Origin of the sequence: Streptomyces sp. NPDC048496 (genome assembly GCF_043200055.1) — a bacterium.
In the GTDB taxonomy this organism is placed as follows: Bacteria; Actinomycetota; Actinomycetes; order Streptomycetales; family Streptomycetaceae; genus Streptomyces.
On the sequence record NZ_JBICXB010000015.1, the window covers coordinates 15,413 to 31,458 of the forward strand.

General features: G+C 70.7%; 14 protein-coding genes. 13 read left to right on the top strand and 1 reads right to left on the bottom strand.

Annotation, left to right across the window (positions count from 1 at the left end; genetic code table 11):
* Positions 1-9 precede the first annotated feature (9 nt).
* The 7 genes from aroC to nusB all read left to right on the top strand — a co-directional run bounded on the left by aroC (position 10) and on the right by nusB (position 6,497).
* Positions 10-1,194, top strand: coding sequence for a chorismate synthase (aroC, locus tag ACGFSA_RS16700; RefSeq protein WP_393304791.1), 1,185 nt, complete (start codon positions 10-12; stop codon positions 1,192-1,194).
* Positions 1,191-2,837, top strand: a complete 1,647-nt coding sequence (gene aroB, locus ACGFSA_RS16705) for a 3-dehydroquinate synthase (protein ID WP_393304793.1) — start codon at positions 1,191-1,193, stop codon at positions 2,835-2,837. The genes aroC and aroB overlap by 4 nt, the downstream gene beginning before the upstream one ends.
* Positions 2,834-3,274: a type II 3-dehydroquinate dehydratase gene (aroQ, locus tag ACGFSA_RS16710; protein WP_266987952.1), complete on the top strand. Its 441-nt coding sequence runs from the start codon at positions 2,834-2,836 to the stop codon at positions 3,272-3,274. Before aroB ends, aroQ begins: the two co-directional genes overlap by 4 nt.
* Before the next feature lie 164 nt (positions 3,275-3,438).
* Positions 3,439-4,266 (top strand): Pro-rich N-terminal domain-containing protein, encoded by an 828-nt coding sequence (locus ACGFSA_RS16715; RefSeq protein WP_393304795.1) that lies wholly within the window; start codon positions 3,439-3,441, stop codon positions 4,264-4,266.
* A 71-nt stretch (positions 4,267-4,337) separates the two neighbouring features.
* Entirely contained in the window at positions 4,338-5,447 is a 1,110-nt protein-coding gene (locus ACGFSA_RS16720; RefSeq protein WP_393304798.1) for an aminopeptidase P family protein, read from the top strand.
* 49 nt (positions 5,448-5,496) lie between these two features.
* Positions 5,497-6,063, top strand: coding sequence for an elongation factor P (efp, locus tag ACGFSA_RS16725; protein WP_114243496.1), 567 nt, complete (start codon positions 5,497-5,499; stop codon positions 6,061-6,063).
* Positions 6,064-6,065: 2 nt separating this feature from the next.
* Entirely contained in the window at positions 6,066-6,497 is a 432-nt protein-coding gene (nusB, locus tag ACGFSA_RS16730; protein WP_358860744.1) for a transcription antitermination factor NusB, read from the top strand.
* A gap of 748 nt (positions 6,498-7,245) precedes the next feature.
* Here the strand turns inward: nusB and bldD are convergent.
* Positions 7,246-7,746 (bottom strand): transcriptional regulator BldD, encoded by a 501-nt coding sequence (bldD, locus tag ACGFSA_RS16735; protein WP_014044812.1) that lies wholly within the window; start codon positions 7,744-7,746, stop codon positions 7,246-7,248.
* Positions 7,747-7,942: 196 nt separating this feature from the next.
* Between bldD and pyrR the strand changes: the two genes are divergently transcribed.
* From pyrR to carB, 6 genes are all read left to right on the top strand, one after another.
* Positions 7,943-8,527, top strand: a complete 585-nt coding sequence (gene pyrR, locus ACGFSA_RS16740) for a bifunctional pyr operon transcriptional regulator/uracil phosphoribosyltransferase PyrR (RefSeq protein WP_359112240.1) — start codon at positions 7,943-7,945, stop codon at positions 8,525-8,527.
* Positions 8,528-8,608: 81 nt separating this feature from the next.
* The gene (locus ACGFSA_RS16745) at positions 8,609-9,610 is read left to right on the top strand and encodes an aspartate carbamoyltransferase catalytic subunit (RefSeq protein ID WP_393304801.1); all 1,002 of its coding nucleotides are present in this window, start codon (positions 8,609-8,611) and stop codon (positions 9,608-9,610) included.
* A gap of 2 nt (positions 9,611-9,612) precedes the next feature.
* Positions 9,613-10,926: a dihydroorotase gene (locus ACGFSA_RS16750; RefSeq protein WP_358860741.1), complete on the top strand. Its 1,314-nt coding sequence runs from the start codon at positions 9,613-9,615 to the stop codon at positions 10,924-10,926.
* Positions 10,923-11,501: a hypothetical protein gene (locus ACGFSA_RS16755; protein WP_266987967.1), complete on the top strand. Its 579-nt coding sequence runs from the start codon at positions 10,923-10,925 to the stop codon at positions 11,499-11,501. Before ACGFSA_RS16750 ends, ACGFSA_RS16755 begins: the two co-directional genes overlap by 4 nt.
* The gene (carA, locus tag ACGFSA_RS16760) at positions 11,498-12,640 is read left to right on the top strand and encodes a glutamine-hydrolyzing carbamoyl-phosphate synthase small subunit (RefSeq protein WP_393304804.1); all 1,143 of its coding nucleotides are present in this window, start codon (positions 11,498-11,500) and stop codon (positions 12,638-12,640) included. The genes ACGFSA_RS16755 and carA overlap by 4 nt, the downstream gene beginning before the upstream one ends.
* Positions 12,633-15,941, top strand: coding sequence for a carbamoyl-phosphate synthase large subunit (gene carB / locus ACGFSA_RS16765; protein ID WP_393304806.1), 3,309 nt, complete (start codon positions 12,633-12,635; stop codon positions 15,939-15,941). Before carA ends, carB begins: the two co-directional genes overlap by 8 nt.
* Positions 15,942-16,046: the final 105 nt, after the last annotated feature.

The following is a 16,046-nucleotide window of genomic DNA, read 5'->3' on the forward strand; positions in this document are numbered from 1 at the left end:
GGAGCACCGTTGAGCAGGTTGCGCTGGCTGACCGCGGGGGAGTCGCACGGCCCCGCACTCGTGGCGACGCTGGAGGGTCTTCCCGCCGGCGTCCCGATCACCACGGAGATGGTGGCGGACGCACTCGCCCGGCGGCGGCTCGGCTACGGCCGTGGCGCACGGATGAAGTTCGAGAAGGACGAGGTCACGTTCCTCGGCGGAGTACGCCACGGCCTGACCATGGGGTCCCCCGTCGCCGTGATGGTGGGCAACACCGAATGGCCCAAGTGGGAGCAGGTCATGTCGGCCGACCCCGTCGACCCCGACGAGCTCGCCACCCTGGCCCGTAACGCCCCGCTGACCCGCCCCCGGCCCGGCCACGCCGACCTCGCGGGCATGCAGAAGTACGGCTTCGACGAGGCCCGGCCGATCCTGGAGCGCGCCAGCGCCCGGGAGACCGCGGCCCGGGTGGCGCTCGGCGCCGTCGCGCGGTCGTACCTCAAGGAGACCGCGGGCATCGAGATCGTCAGCCACGTCGTCGAGCTGGCCGCGGCCAAGGCGCCGTACGGCGTCTACCCCACGCCCGCCGACGTCGAGAAGCTCGACGCCGACCCGGTGCGCTGCCTCGACGCCGCCGCGAGCAAGGAAATGGTCGCCGAGATCGACCAGGCCCACAAGGACGGCGACACCCTGGGCGGTGTCGTCGAGGTGCTCGCCTACGGAGTGCCGGTCGGCCTCGGCTCGCACGTGCACTGGGACCGCCGCCTCGACGCACGCCTCGCCGCCGCTCTGATGGGCATTCAGGCGATCAAGGGTGTCGAGGTCGGCGACGGCTTCGGCCTGGCCCGGGTTCCCGGCTCGAAGGCGCACGACGAGATCCTGGTCACCGAGGACGGCATCAAGCGCGCCTCCGGCCGCTCCGGCGGTACCGAGGGCGGTCTGACCACCGGCGAGCTGCTCCGGGTCCGTGCCGCGATGAAGCCCATCGCCACCGTGCCCCGCGCGCTCGCCACCGTCGACGTCGTCACCGGTGAGCCGGCCAAGGCACACCACCAGCGCTCCGATGTCTGCGCGGTGCCGGCCGCCGGCATCGTCGCCGAGGCGATGGTCGCGCTGGTCCTGGCCGACGCGGTGGCGGAGAAGTTCGGCGGGGACAGCGTCCCCGAGACCCACCGCAACGTGCAGTCGTACCTCGACCACCTCCAGATCCGATGAGCGGCCCGCTGATCGTCCTCGTCGGCCCGATGGGCGTCGGCAAGTCCACGGTCGGTGAGCTGCTCGCCGACCGGCTCGGCACCACCTACCGGGACACCGACGCGGATGTCGTGGCCACGGCGGGCAAGCCGATCTCGGAGATCTTCTACGACGAGGGCGAGGAGCACTTCCGCGAGTTGGAGCGGCAGGCGGTACGCACCGCCGTCGCCGAGCACACCGGCGTCCTCGCCCTCGGCGGCGGCGCCGTGCTCGACGCCACGACCCGCGCCCTGCTCGCCGGCCACGCCGTCGTCTATCTCTCGATGGACGTGGAGGAGGCCGTCAGGCGGGTCGGACTGAACACCGCGCGCCCGCTGCTCGCCGTCAACCCGCGCCGGCAGTGGCGCGAGCTGATGGACGCCCGCCGCCACCTCTACGACGAGGTGGCCCGGGCGACCGTGGCCACCGACGAGCGCACACCCGAAGAGGTCGCCCAGGCGGTCCTCGACGCACTGGAACTGCCGGAGCGCGCGGGCGACCCCGCGGCGCCCGGCCGGGAGAACACACGCATGACGGACCAGGGACCCACACGCATCCAGATCGCCGGCAGTGCGGGCACCGACCCGTACGAGGTGCTGGTCGGCCGGCAGCTGCTCGGTGAGCTGCCCTCACTGATCGGCGACCGTGCCCGGCGGGTCGCGGTCCTGCACCCGGAGGCGCTCGCCGAGACCGGAGAGGCGGTCCGTCAGGACCTCGCCGACCAGGGGTACGAGGCCATCGCCATCCAGCTGCCGAACGCCGAGGAGGCCAAGACCGTCGAGGTCGCGGCGTACTGCTGGAAGGCGCTCGGCCAGACCGGATTCACCCGCACCGACGTCATCGTCGGCGTCGGCGGCGGCGCCACCACCGACGTGGCCGGGTTCGTCGCGGCGACGTGGCTGCGCGGGGTGCGCTGGATCGCCGTGCCGACGACCGTGCTCGCCATGGTCGACGCGGCCGTCGGCGGCAAGACGGGCATCAACACCGCCGAGGGCAAGAACCTCGTCGGTGCCTTCCACCCGCCGGCCGGGGTGCTCTGCGACCTCGCCGCACTCGACTCGCTGCCGGTGCACGACTACGTCAGCGGCATGGCCGAGATCATCAAGGCCGGTTTCATCGCCGACCCCGCGATCCTCGACCTGATCGAGTCGGACCCGGAAGGCGCCCGTACGCCCGCCGGACCGCACACCGCCGAGCTGATCGAGCGCTCCATCCGGGTCAAGGCCGAGGTCGTCTCCAGCGACCTCAAGGAGTCCGGGCCGCGCGAGATCCTCAACTACGGGCACACCCTCGCCCACGCCATCGAGAAGAACGAGCGCTACAAGTGGCGCCACGGCGCGGCCGTCTCCGTCGGCATGGTCTTCGCCGCCGAGCTGGGCCGGCTGGCCGGACGCCTCGACGACGCCACCGCCGACCGGCACCGCACCGTCCTGGAGTCCGTCGGACTGCCGCTCACCTACCGCGGCGACCAGTGGCCCAGGCTGCTGGAGAACATGAAGATCGACAAGAAGTCCCGCGGCGACCTGCTGCGCTTCATCGTCCTCGACGGCCTGGGCAAGCCCACCGTCCTGGAGGGACCCGACCCGGCGGTGCTGCTCGCCGCGTACGGGGAGGTGTCGGCGTGACCCGCCGGGTCTTCGTGCTCAACGGACCGAACCTCGGCCGGCTCGGCTCCCGTGAGCCCGATGTGTACGGCGCGACGTCGTACGCCGGACTCGTCGAAACCTGCCGGACGCTCGGCAAGGAGCTCGGCTTCGACGTCGACGTCCGGGAGACCAACGACGAGGGCGAACTGATCCGCTGGCTGCACGAGGCCGCCGACGGGTCGATTCCGGTCGTTCTCAACCCGGGAGCCTTCACCCATTACTCGTACGGAATGCGGGACGCGGCCGCTCAGCGCACCGCCCCGCTCATCGAGGTGCACATCTCGAACCCGTACGCACGGGAGGAATTCCGCCACACCTCGGTCGTCGCGCCGGTCGCCACGGGGACCGTCGCCGGCTTCGGTATCGGCTCCTACCGGCTCGCCCTGCGCGCCCTCGCCGACGAACTGACGGACTGACACGGGGCCCGGCGGCCGGATCGCCGGCCGCCGGGGCACTCCGTACCGTCCCCGACCGTTCCCTCTGCGGCGACCGGGAGGGGGCACCTCCCAGCGGTAGCTGGGGGAGGTACGGTTGCCGTTCCACCAGCGCCAGTTGCCTGTACGAGACGGAGTGGCACCGGATGCAGCACGCAGTGGGGGCCCCGCTGCCGCCGCCCCAAGGATCCGGAAACGGACCTGCCGGCTGGACGCACCAGGCCCAGCACCCCGGCCACCCCGGTCCGCCGGGGCCTCCGCCTCCGCCCCCTCCCGCGCCCCGGGGCCCCGGCTGGACGGGCCCCGCCCCGCACCACGCCCCGGCGCCCGTCTCCCGGGAGACCACCGGTCACATCCAGTTGCCGCCCGGCGGTCCCGTGCCGCTGCCCGCACCACCCGCCGATCCCGGCACGGGCACGGCGACCCTCGCTGTCCTCCTGATCGGCCCCGCGGGCGCGGGCAAGACGACCGTGGCCAAACTGTGGGCCGGCCGCCGCCGCGTTCCCACCGCCCACGTCAGCCTCGACGACGTCCGCGAATGGGTCCGCTCCGGCTTCGCCGACCCGCAGACCGGGTGGAACGACCACTCGGAGGCCCAATACCGCCTGGCCCGCCGCACCTGCGGCTTCGCCGCCCGTAATTTCCTGGCCAACGGGATCTCCTGCATCCTCGACGACGCGGTCTTCCCGGACCGCCCCGTCGTGGGCCTGGGCGGCTGGAAGCGCCATGTGGGCCCGGGGCTTCTGCCCGTGGTGCTCCTGCCGGGCCTGGAGATCGTGCTGGAGCGCAACGCCGCCCGCAGTGGCAACCGCCGCCTGTCGGACGAGGAGGTTGCCCGGATCCACGGCCGGATGGCGGGCTGGTACGGCTCGGGGCTGCCGATCATCGACAACTCGACGTACGACGTGGAGACCACGGCCCGCGTCCTCGACGACATACTCGCCCGCTCGATAGCCAGCCCGCCGGCCTGGTGACGCCGGCCGGCCGCCCCCCGGTCGGATGCGCTGACCGGGCGGCCCGGCGCCCCCGCTCGTAGGCTCGTGGCATGTCAGAGGTGTACGCCGTCCGCCGCGGGCTGCTCCGCGACCGGTGCGCCGCCGTCGGGTCCGCGGCAGCCCTGGTCTCCCGCCCCGCCAACGTCCGCTATCTCGCGGGTGGAGCGCCCCCGGGTGCCGTGCTGCTGCTCGGCCCCGACGAGGACGTTCTGCTCTGCCCCCGCGCGCCGACCGGCGAACCCGACCACGAGCACACCGACGACCAGCTGCGGCTGGCCCTGTCGCCGCCGTCCGGCGGCGACGACCCGGCGGTCGCCGCAGCCGGCCTGGCCGCCACCTCCGGCGCGGAATCGCTCGCCGTCGAGGAACACGATCTGACGGTCTCCCGTCACCGGGCCATGGGCTCGGTCGCCCCGCGGCTCCGGCTGACCGATCTCGGCGCCACGGTCGAGCAGCTGCGCCTGGTCAAGGACGAGGAGGAGATCGCCTGCCTGCGGATCGCCGCCGAGATCACCGACCAGGCGCTCGGCGAACTTCTCGAATCGATTCTGGTCGGCCGCACCGAACGGCACCTCGCCCTGGAACTGGAACGGAGGCTGGTGGACCACGGCGCCGACGGCCCCGCCTTCGCCACCTCGGTCGCCACCGGACCCAACTCGGGTCAGGGCCGCCACCGGCCCTCGGACCGGCGCGTGGAGGAGGGAGATTTCCTCTCCGTCTGTCTCGGCGCGAACTATCGCGGTTACCGGTGCGAGATCGGCCGTACGTTTGTCATCGGGACCGCGCCGGCCGCCTGGCAGATCGATCTGTACGACCTGGTTTTCGCCGCTCAGCGGGCCGGACGTGAGGCTCTCGTGCCGGGCACGGCGTACCGTGATGTGGACCGCGCGGCCCGGTATCTCCTGGACTCAGCAGGCCACGGGGAGGGCCTCGCACCCTGGACCGGGCACGGCGTGGGACTCGAAATCGACGAGGACCCGCAGCTGACACCGGCAGCCATGGGTAAACTGGACGCTTGTGTGCCGGTCACCGTCGAACCGGGGGTCCACCTCCCGGGCCGGGGCGGGGTCCGGATCGATGACACGCTCGTCGTGCGCCCCGAGGCGGACGGCGGACCCGAGCTACTCACCATTACGACCAAGGAGCTGCTCGCGCTCTAGCGCGGATCCTTGGCCGTCCACCAGCTTCAGTCCAGGAGATTCCGCAACCGTGGCTTCCACGAACGACCTCAAGAACGGCCTGGTGCTCAAGCTCGACGGGGGCCAGCTCTGGTCCGTCGTCGAGTTCCAGCACGTCAAGCCCGGCAAGGGCCCGGCTTTCGTGCGCACCAAGCTCAAGAACGTGCTCTCCGGCAAGGTCGTCGACAAGACGTTCAACGCCGGCGTGAAGGTCGAGACGGCCACCATTGACCGCCGCGACATGCAGTTCTCGTACATGGACGGCGAGTACTTCGTCTTCATGGACATGGACACGTACGACCAGCTCATGGTCGACCGGAAGGCTGTCGGCAACGCTGCCAACTTCCTCATCGAGGGCTTCACCGCCTCCGTGGCCCAGCACGAGGGCGAGGTGCTCTACGTCGAGCTGCCGGCCGCCGTCGAGCTGACCATCCAGCACACCGACCCGGGCGTCCAGGGCGACCGCTCCACCGGTGGCACCAAGCCCGCCACGCTGGAGACCGGTTACGAGATCGGCGTCCCGCTCTTCATCACCACCGGTGAGAAGATCAAGGTCGACACCCGCACGGGCGACTACCTCGGCCGGGTGAACAGCTAACCGTGGCTGCCCGGAACACGGCCCGCAAGCGCGCCTTCCAGATCCTCTTCGAGGCCGACCAGCGCGGTGAGTCCGTGCAGACGGTCCTCGCGGACTGGGTTCGGCTCTCGCGGTCCGACCCCCGTCAGCCGCCGGTCACCGAGTACACGATGGAGCTCGTCGAGGGGTACGCGCAGTACGCGGACCGGATCGACGACCTCATCATCACCTACGCCGTGGACTGGGAGATCGACCGCATGCCGGTCGTCGACCGGAACATCCTGCGGCTCGGTGCGTACGAGCTGATCTGGGTGGACGGGACGCCGGACGCGGTGGTCATCGACGAGGCGGTCCAGCTTGCCAAGGAGTTCTCCACGGATGACTCCCCGTCCTTTGTGAACGGGCTGCTCGCCCGGTTCAAGGACCTCAAGCCGAACCTTCGCCGCGAGGCGTAGGCTGCGGCGGCGTTCAGCCCACGAAGGGCCCACGGTCGGCTGACCGTGGGCCCTTCGGCGTGCGGGGCGTCTGGGCGGGGCGTGGTGTGGTGCCCCGGTCCGGGGCGGGGGTTCGGTCCTCAATCGCCGGACGGGCTGGGTGTGCGGGCTGGCCGCGTCCGGCGGGTTCGGGCCCACGGGGTGGGCGGTTCCGTCCTCAATCGCCGGACGGGCTTGGGGTGTCCGCGTGGTCTCTGGTGGCCGCCGTCGCCTGCCCGGTGGGTGGTGGTCCCGGGCCCCTCCGGGGTGTCTCCTCGGGCGACGAACGTTCGGCGGGTACGCGGAGGGAGCCCGGGTCTTTGTTCGTAGCCCTGCGGGGACTCCCCTGCACGGCCCCGGACCGGCCGTCCCGCGGGTGCGGCCGGGTGCGCCCTCTTGTCACGACCGCCGGGTCGCGGGCGCGGGTGATGCGCGGGTGGGGCCGTGCAGGGGAGTCCCCGCAGGGGCTGGCGTACGTGCCGGGTTCGCCTGCGGTGCCGGTTTCCGCGCCGGTTCCGAGGAGACGCCCCGGAGGGGCCCCGCCCGCCCCACCACCGGACAGCGCGGCGGCGCCCCCCGGGGCACGGCGGCGAAAATCAAGCCCGTCCGGCGATTGAGGACGGAACCCCGCACCCCGGTCCGGGGTAGAAAAACGCCGGGTTGCCGGGCCCGAAAAGGCACCGGCAACCCGGCGGTACGTTTCTGCTGGCCGGGGCTTCAGCCCCGGACGTCAGCCTTCCTCGTGGGCAACCGCGCGACGTGCGTCCGCGTCCAGCACGCCCCAGCTGATCAGCTGTTCCGTGAGCACGGACGGCGACTGGTCGTAGATCACGGCCAGCGTGCGCAGGTCGTCCTGGCGGATCGAGAGCACCTTGCCGTTGTAGTCACCGCGCTGGCTCTGGATCGTCGCGGCGTAGCGCTGCAGCGGTCCGGCCTTCTCCGGCGGGACGTGGGCGAGGCGCTCCAGGTCCAGGACAAGCTTCGGCGGCGGCTCTGCGGCCCCGCCCGGCGTCGTACCGGGCAGAAGCTCCTGGACCGGGACCCCGTAGAAGTCCGCCAGCTCGGCGAGGCGCTGTACGGTCACGGCGCGGTCGCCGCGCTCGTACGAGCCGACCACGACGGCCTTCCAGCGGCCCTGGGACTTCTCCTCCACACCATGGAGGGAGAGGCCCTGCTGGGTGCGGATGGCGCGGAGCTTGGCCCCGAGCTGTTTTGCGTATTCGCTGGACATAAGGCTCCCCGGACGAAGTCTGGTAACTCACTGTGAGGTTACGCAGCGTTACTTGGATGCGTCAAGCCGAATGGTCCGGACCGGCACCTCCCGGGGGTGCGACCAGGGTCTGGTTCAAGCCCTGGTAACGTTGATGACGCAATTTCGACGTCCTTTAAGGTCCGTCCAGTGAGGCGGAGAAGGAGGTCCGTTTCTTATGGACGCACAGCACGAAGCCACCGGCAATGCGGCACGCCCCGTTCTGGAGGCTCCCGACATCGCCCGAGTACTGACCCGCATCGCCCACGAAATCGTCGAACGCGCCAAGGGCGCCGACGACGTGGTCCTGCTCGGTATCCCGACCCGAGGCGTCTTTCTCGCCCGTCGGCTCGCCGACAAGCTCCAGGAGATCACCGGCCGGAAGATGCCGGTCGGCTCCCTCGACATCACCATGTACCGCGACGACCTGCGGCTGCGTCCGGCGCGCGCCCTGGCCCGTACCGAGATCCCGGGCGAGGGCATCGAGGGCTGCCTGGTCGTCCTGGTGGACGATGTTCTCTTCTCCGGCCGCACGATCCGCGCCGCGCTCGACGCGCTCGGCGACATCGGCCGGCCCCGCGCGGTGCAACTCGCGGTTCTCGTCGACCGCGGCCACCGCGAGCTCCCGATCCGTGCCGACTACGTCGGCAAGAACCTCCCCACGTCGCTGCGGGAGACGGTCAAGGTCCAGCTCGCCGAGGAGGACGGCCGTGACGCCGTACTGCTCGGCGTCCAGCAGACCGCCCCGGCAGGCGAGCAGTAGCTGCACGCGTCCGTACGACGCCCCGGTCGTACGACGGCTTCCGCACGCCCGCATGCCTGAACTCTCCAGGAGAACACCCAGATGAAGCGTCACCTCATCTCGGCCGCCGACCTCACCCCCGACGACGCCGTCCTGATCCTCGACACCGCCGAGGAGATGGCCCGGGTAGCGGACCGGCCGATCAAGAAACTCCCGACCCTGCGCGGCCGTACCGTCGTCAACCTCTTCTTCGAGGACTCGACGCGTACCCGCATCTCCTTCGAAGCCGCTGCCAAGCGTCTCTCCGCCGATGTCATCAACTTCTCCGCGAAGGGCTCGTCGGTCTCCAAGGGCGAGTCGCTCAAGGACACCGCGCTGACCCTGGAGGCGATGGGCGCCGACGCCGTCGTCATCCGGCACGGTGCCTCCGGCGCCCCGTACCGCCTCGCGACGTCCGGCTGGATCGACGGCGCCGTCGTCAACGCCGGTGACGGCACCCATGAGCACCCCACCCAGGCGTTGCTCGACGCGTTCACCATGCGCCGCCGGCTGGTGGGCGCCGACGCCGGCCTGGGCCGGGACCTGGACGGACGGCGGATCACCATCGTCGGCGACGTCCTGCACAGCCGGGTCGCCCGCTCCAATGTCCACCTGCTGCACACGCTCGGCGCCCATGTCACCCTGGTGGCCCCGCCGACCCTCGTGCCGGTGGGTGTGGAGCAGTGGCCCTGCGAGGTCAGCTACAGCCTCGACGAGGTGCTGCCGAAGTCCGACGCGGTGATGATGCTGCGTGTGCAGCGTGAACGGATGAACGCCGCGTACTTCCCGACCGAGCGCGAGTACTCCCGCCGCTACGGCCTGGACGGCGAGCGCATGGCCAAGATGCCGGAGCACGCCATCGTCATGCACCCCGGCCCGATGGTCCGCGGCATGGAGATCACCGCCGAGGTCGCCGACTCCGACCGCTGCACGGCCGTCGAGCAGGTCGCCAACGGTGTCTCCATCCGGATGGCGGTGCTCTATCTGCTGCTGGGTGGGTCCGAGCCCGCCACCACCCTTGATCGAAGCGCTGCGCGCCCCGCTGATTCCGAGGAGAACAAGTAATCATGAGCAAGATCCTTATCCGCGGCGCGAAGGTCCTCGGCGGAGAGCCCCAGGACGTCCTGATCGACGGCGAGACCATTGCCGCCACCGCCCGGCAGGGCGAAATCGACTGGAGTGGTGCCGGTATCGATGCCGGCGACGCGACCGTCGTCGAAGCCGAGGGACAGATTCTGCTGCCCGGTCTGGTCGACCTGCACACCCATCTGCGTGAGCCCGGGCGCGAGGACTCCGAGACCGTTCTCACCGGCACCAAGGCGGCGGCGGTCGGTGGCTTCACCGCCGTGCACGCCATGGCCAACACCTTCCCGGTCGCCGACACCGCCGGTGTCGTCGAGCAGGTCTGGCGGCTCGGCAAGGAGTCCGGCTACTGCGACGTGCAGCCGATCGGCGCGGTCACCGTCGGGCTGGAGGGCAAGCAGCTCGCCGAGCTCGGCGCCATGCACGATTCGGCCGCTGGAGTGAAAGTCTTCTCCGACGACGGCAAGTGTGTCGACGACGCGGTGATCATGCGGCGCGCGCTGGAGTACGTGAAGGCGTTCGACGGTGTCGTCGCCCAGCACGCCCAGGAGCCCCGCCTGACCGAGGGCGCCCAGATGAACGAGGGCATCGTCTCGGCCGAGCTCGGTCTCGGCGGATGGCCGGCCGTCGCCGAGGAGTCGATCATCGCCCGCGATGTTCTTCTCGCCGCCCACGTCGGCTCCCGGGTGCACATCTGCCACCTGTCGACCGCCGGCTCGGTGGAGATCGTCCGCTGGGCCAAGTCCAAGGGCTGGAACGTGACCGCCGAGGTCACCCCCCACCACCTGCTCCTCACCGACGAGCTCGTACGGTCGTACAACCCGGTCTACAAGGTGAACCCGCCGCTGCGCACCGAGGCCGACGTGCTGGCCCTGCGCGAGGCGCTCGCCGACGGCACGATCGACTGCGTCGCCACCGACCATGCCCCGCACCCGCACGAGGACAAGGACTGCGAGTGGGCCGCGGCCGCCATGGGCATGGTGGGTCTGGAGACCGCGCTCTCCGTCGTTCAGCAGACGATGGTCGAGACGGGGCTCCTCGACTGGGCGGGCGTCGCCGACCGGATGTCGTTCCGCCCGGCCGCCATCGGCCGGCTCGACGGACACGGCCGCCCCGTCTCGGCCGGTGAGCCTGCCAACCTCACGCTGGTCGATCCGGCATACCGTGGAGTCGTGGACCCCGCGGGCTTCGCCTCCCGCAGCCGCAACACCCCGTACGAGGGGCGCGAGCTGCCGGGTCGCGTCACCCATACGTTCCTGCGGGGCCGTGCCACGGTCGTCGACGGGAAGCTCGCGTGACATCACTGACCCCCCTGTACCAGCTGGCCGCCGAGCAGAAGTCGGCGGACGTGACCGACTGGTCCGCCCGCATCAGCTGGGTGATCGGACTGATCGTCTTCATCGCCTTCATCTACTGGCTGATGCGCCAGGGGTGGAAGTGGCGGGGGAGCCTGCAGTCCGATCTGCCGGAGCTGCCCGCCACGCCGGAGGGGTACGCCGACGGCGAGCCGCTGCTGACGATGACCGGCCGCTACCACGCCTCGACGACCGCCGGGCAGTGGCTCGACCGGATCGTCGCCCACGGCCTCGGTACCCGCAGCCGCGTGGAGCTCACGCTGACCGAGCAGGGACTCGACGTCGTACGCCCCGGAGCAGCCGACTTCTTCGTCCCGGCCGCGCAGCTGCGTGACGCCCGGCTCGACAAGGGCATCGCGGGCAAGGTCCTCCCCGAGGGCGGCCTGCTGATCATCACCTGGGCACTCGGCGACAAGCTGATCGACTCCGGCTTCCGCTCCGACCGCTCGGCCGAACACCCGGCCTGGGTCGACGCCATTCACCACCTCACCAGCACTACGGAAGGCACCGCACGATGACCATCTCCACCCGGGGAGCCGTCAAAGCTCCCGCCGTACTCGTCCTGGAGGACGGCCGCGCCTTCCGCGGCCGCGCCTACGGGGCCGTGGGGGAGACCTTCGGCGAGGCGGTGTTCTCCACCGGCATGACCGGCTACCAGGAGACCCTGACCGACCCCTCGTACCACCGCCAGGTCGTCGTGATGACCGCCCCGCACGTCGGCAACACCGGGGTGAACGACGAGGACCCCGAGTCCCAGCAGATCTGGGTCTCCGGCTACGTGGTGCGCGACCCCGCACGGGTGCCGTCCAACTGGCGCTCGCGGCGTTCGCTCGACGAGGAGCTGGAGCGCCAGGGCGTCGTCGGCATCAGCGGCATCGACACCCGCGCCCTCACCCGCCACCTGCGCGAGCGCGGCGCCATGCGCGTCGGCATCTTCTCCGGCGACGCGGTCGCCGACGAGGCCACGCTGCTGGCCCGGGTGCTGGAAGCCCCCGAGATGGTGGGCGCCGACCTCTCCGCCGAGGTCGCGACCAAGGAGACGTACGTCGTCCCCGCGATCGGCACCAAGAAGTTCACCGTCGCCGCGATCGACCTCGGCATCAAGGGCATGACCCCGCACCGGATGGCCGAGCGCGGCATCGAGGTGCACGTCCTGCCCGCCACCGCCACCCTCGACGAGGTGTACGCGGTCCAGCCCGACGGAGTCTTCTTCTCCAACGGCCCCGGCGACCCGGCCACCGCCGACCACCCGGTCTCCGTCATGCAGGGCGTCCTGGAGCGGAAGACGCCGCTCTTCGGCATCTGCTTCGGCAACCAGATCCTGGGCCGCGCGCTCGGCTTCGGCACCTACAAGCTCAAGTACGGCCACCGCGGCATCAACCAGCCGGTGCAGGACCGCACGACCGGCAAGGTCGAGGTCACCGCGCACAACCACGGCTTCGCCGTCGACGCCCCGCTGGACAAGGTGTCGGACACGAAGTTCGGCCGCGCCGAGGTCTCCCACGTCTGCCTGAACGACCAGGTCGTCGAGGGGCTGCACCTCCTCGACCAGCCTGCCTTCAGCGTCCAGTACCACCCCGAAGCAGCCGCGGGCCCGCACGACGCCGCGTACCTCTTCGACCGCTTCGTATCCCTGATGGAGGGCCAGCGTGCCTAAGCGCTCCGATATCCAGTCCGTCCTGGTCATCGGCTCCGGCCCGATCGTCATCGGTCAGGCCGCCGAGTTCGACTACTCCGGCACCCAGGCCTGCCGCGTCCTCAAGGCCGAGGGCCTGCGCGTCATCCTGGTGAACTCCAACCCGGCGACGATCATGACCGACCCGGAGATCGCCGACGCCACGTACGTCGAGCCGATCACCCCCGAGTTCGTCGAGAAGATCATCGCCAAGGAGCGCCCCGACGCGCTGCTCCCGACGCTGGGCGGCCAGACCGCGCTCAACACCGCGATCTCCATGCACGCGAACGGCGTCCTGGAGAAGTACGGCGTCGAACTCATCGGCGCCAATGTCGAAGCCATCAACAAGGGCGAGGACCGGGACCTCTTCAAGGGCGTCGTCGAGGCCGTCAACGCGAAGATCGGCCACGGCGAGTCCGCCCGCTCGGTCATCTGCCACACGATGGACGACGTGATCCAGGGCGTCGACACGCTCGGCGGCTACCCCGTCGTCGTCCGCCCCTCCTTCACGATGGGCGGCGCCGGTTCCGGCTTCGCGCACGACGAGGACGAGCTGCGCCGGATCGCCGGTCAGGGCCTCACGCTCTCCCCGACCACCGAGGTGCTCCTGGAGGAGTCCATCCTCGGCTGGAAGGAGTACGAGCTGGAGCTGATGCGCGACAAGCACGACAACGTCGTGGTCGTCTGCTCCATCGAGAACTTCGACCCGATGGGCGTCCACACGGGTGACTCGATCACCGTCGCCCCGGCGATGACGCTCACCGACCGCGAGTACCAGCGGCTGCGCGACATCGGCATCGCGATCATCCGCGAGGTCGGCGTCGACACCGGCGGCTGCAACATCCAGTTCGCCATCGACCCGACCGACGGCCGGGTCATCGTGATCGAGATGAACCCGCGCGTCTCCCGCTCCTCGGCGCTGGCGTCGAAGGCCACCGGCTTCCCGATCGCCAAGATCGCCGCCAAGCTGGCCGTCGGCTACACGCTCGACGAGATCCCCAACGACATCACCGAGAAGACCCCGGCCTCCTTCGAGCCGACGCTCGACTACGTCGTCGTCAAGGCCCCGCGGTTCGCCTTCGAGAAGTTCCCGTCCGCCGACTCGACCCTCACCACCACCATGAAGTCGGTGGGCGAGGCCATGGCGATCGGCCGCAACTTCACCGAGGCGCTCCAGAAGGCGCTGCGCTCCCTGGAGAAGAAGGGCTCGCAGTTCGCCTTCACCGGTGAGCCCGGCGACAAGGCCGAGCTGCTGGCCGAGGCGGTCCGCCCGACCGACGGCCGGATCAACACGGTCATGCAGGCGATCCGGGCCGGCGCCACCCAGGAAGAAGTCTTCGACGCGACGAAGATCGACCCCTGGTTCGTCGACCAGCTCTTCCTGATCAAGGAGATCGCCGACGAGCTGGCCGCCGCCGACAAGCTCGGTCCCGAGCTGCTCGCCGAGGCCAAGCGGCACGGATTCTCCGATGCCCAGATCGCCGAGATCCGCGGTCTGCGCGAGGATGTCGTCCGTGAGGTGCGGCACGCCCTCGGCATCCGCCCGGTGTACAAGACGGTCGACACCTGCGCCGCCGAATTCGCCGCGAACACGCCGTACTTCTACTCCTCGTACGACGAGGAGAGCGAGGTCGCGACCCGCACCAAGCCCGCGGTGATCATCCTCGGATCCGGCCCCAACCGCATCGGTCAGGGCATCGAGTTCGACTACTCCTGCGTCCACGCCTCCTTCGCGCTGAGCGACGCGGGCTACGAGACCGTGATGGTCAACTGCAACCCGGAGACCGTCTCCACCGACTACGACACCTCAGACCGCCTGTACTTCGAGCCGCTGACGCTCGAGGACGTGCTGGAGATCGTGCACGCCGAGTCCCTCGCGGGCCCGATCGCCGGTGTCATCGTCCAGCTCGGCGGCCAGACCCCGCTGGGTCTGTCGCAGGCGCTCAAGGACAACGGGGTGCCGGTCGTCGGCACCTCCCCGGAGGCGATCCACGCAGCCGAGGACCGCGGCGCGTTCGGCCGTGTCCTGGCCGAGGCCGGACTCCCGGCCCCGAAGCACGGCACCGCCACCACGTTCGCCGAGGCCAAGTCCATCGCCGACGAGATCGGTTACCCCGTCCTCGTGCGCCCGTCGTACGTGCTCGGCGGCCGCGGCATGGAGATCGTGTACGACGAGACGCGGCTCTCCTCGTACATCGCCGAGTCCACCGAGATCAGCCCCACCCGGCCGGTCCTGGTCGACCGCTTCCTCGACGACGCCATCGAGATCGACGTCGACGCGCTCTACGACGGCACCGAGCTCTACCTCGGCGGTGTCATGGAGCACATTGAGGAGGCCGGCATCCACTCCGGCGACTCCGCCTGCGCGCTGCCCCCGATCACCCTCGGCGGCTACGACATCAAGCGGCTGCGCGCCTCCACCGAGGGCATCGCCAAGGGCGTCGGCGTCCGTGGCCTGATCAACATTCAGTTCGCGCTCTCCGGCGACATCCTGTACGTCCTGGAGGCCAACCCGCGCGCCTCCCGCACCGTCCCCTTCACGTCGAAGGCGACAGCGGTGCCGCTCGCCAAGGCCGCCGCACGCATCTCGCTGGGCGCGACCGTCGCCGAGCTCCGCGAGGAGGGCCTGCTGCCGAGGAACGGCGACGGCGGCACCCTGCCGCTCGACGCGCCGATCTCCGTCAAGGAGGCCGTCATGCCGTGGTCGCGGTTCCGCGACATCCACGGCCGCGGCGTCGACACGGTCCTGGGCCCGGAGATGCGCTCCACCGGTGAGGTCATGGGCATCGACTCGGTCTTCGGCACGGCGTACGCCAAGTCGCAGGCCGGCGCGTACGGCCCGCTGCCCACCAAGGGCCGTGCCTTCATCTCCGTCGCCAACCGTGACAAGCGCTCGATGATCTTCCCGGCCCGCGAGCTGGTCGCCCACGGCTTCGAGCTGATGGCCACCTCCGGCACCGCCGAGGTCCTCAAGCGCAACGGCATCAACGCCACCGTCGTGCGCAAGCAGTCCGAGGGCGAGGGCCCGAACGGCGAGAAGACCATCGTCCAGCTCATCCACGGCGGCGAGGTCGACCTGATCGTCAACACACCGTACGGGACGGGCGGCCGCCTCGACGGCTACGAGATCCGTACCGCGGCCGTGGCCCGCGCGGTGCCGTGCCTGACCACGGTCCAGGCGCTCGCCGCCGCCGTCCAGGGCATCGACGCGCTCACCCACGGAGACGTCGGCGTACGTTCCCTCCAGGAACACGCGGAACATCTGACCGCGGCCCGCGACTAGTGCCCCTCCCGGCAAGCTTTGCCCCGTCGCGCCGCCCAGCACGCCCGCTCGCCGCGTTGGCCAAAAGCCCTGGTAGCTCCATCCCCAAGCTCTCAACTCCGTTCG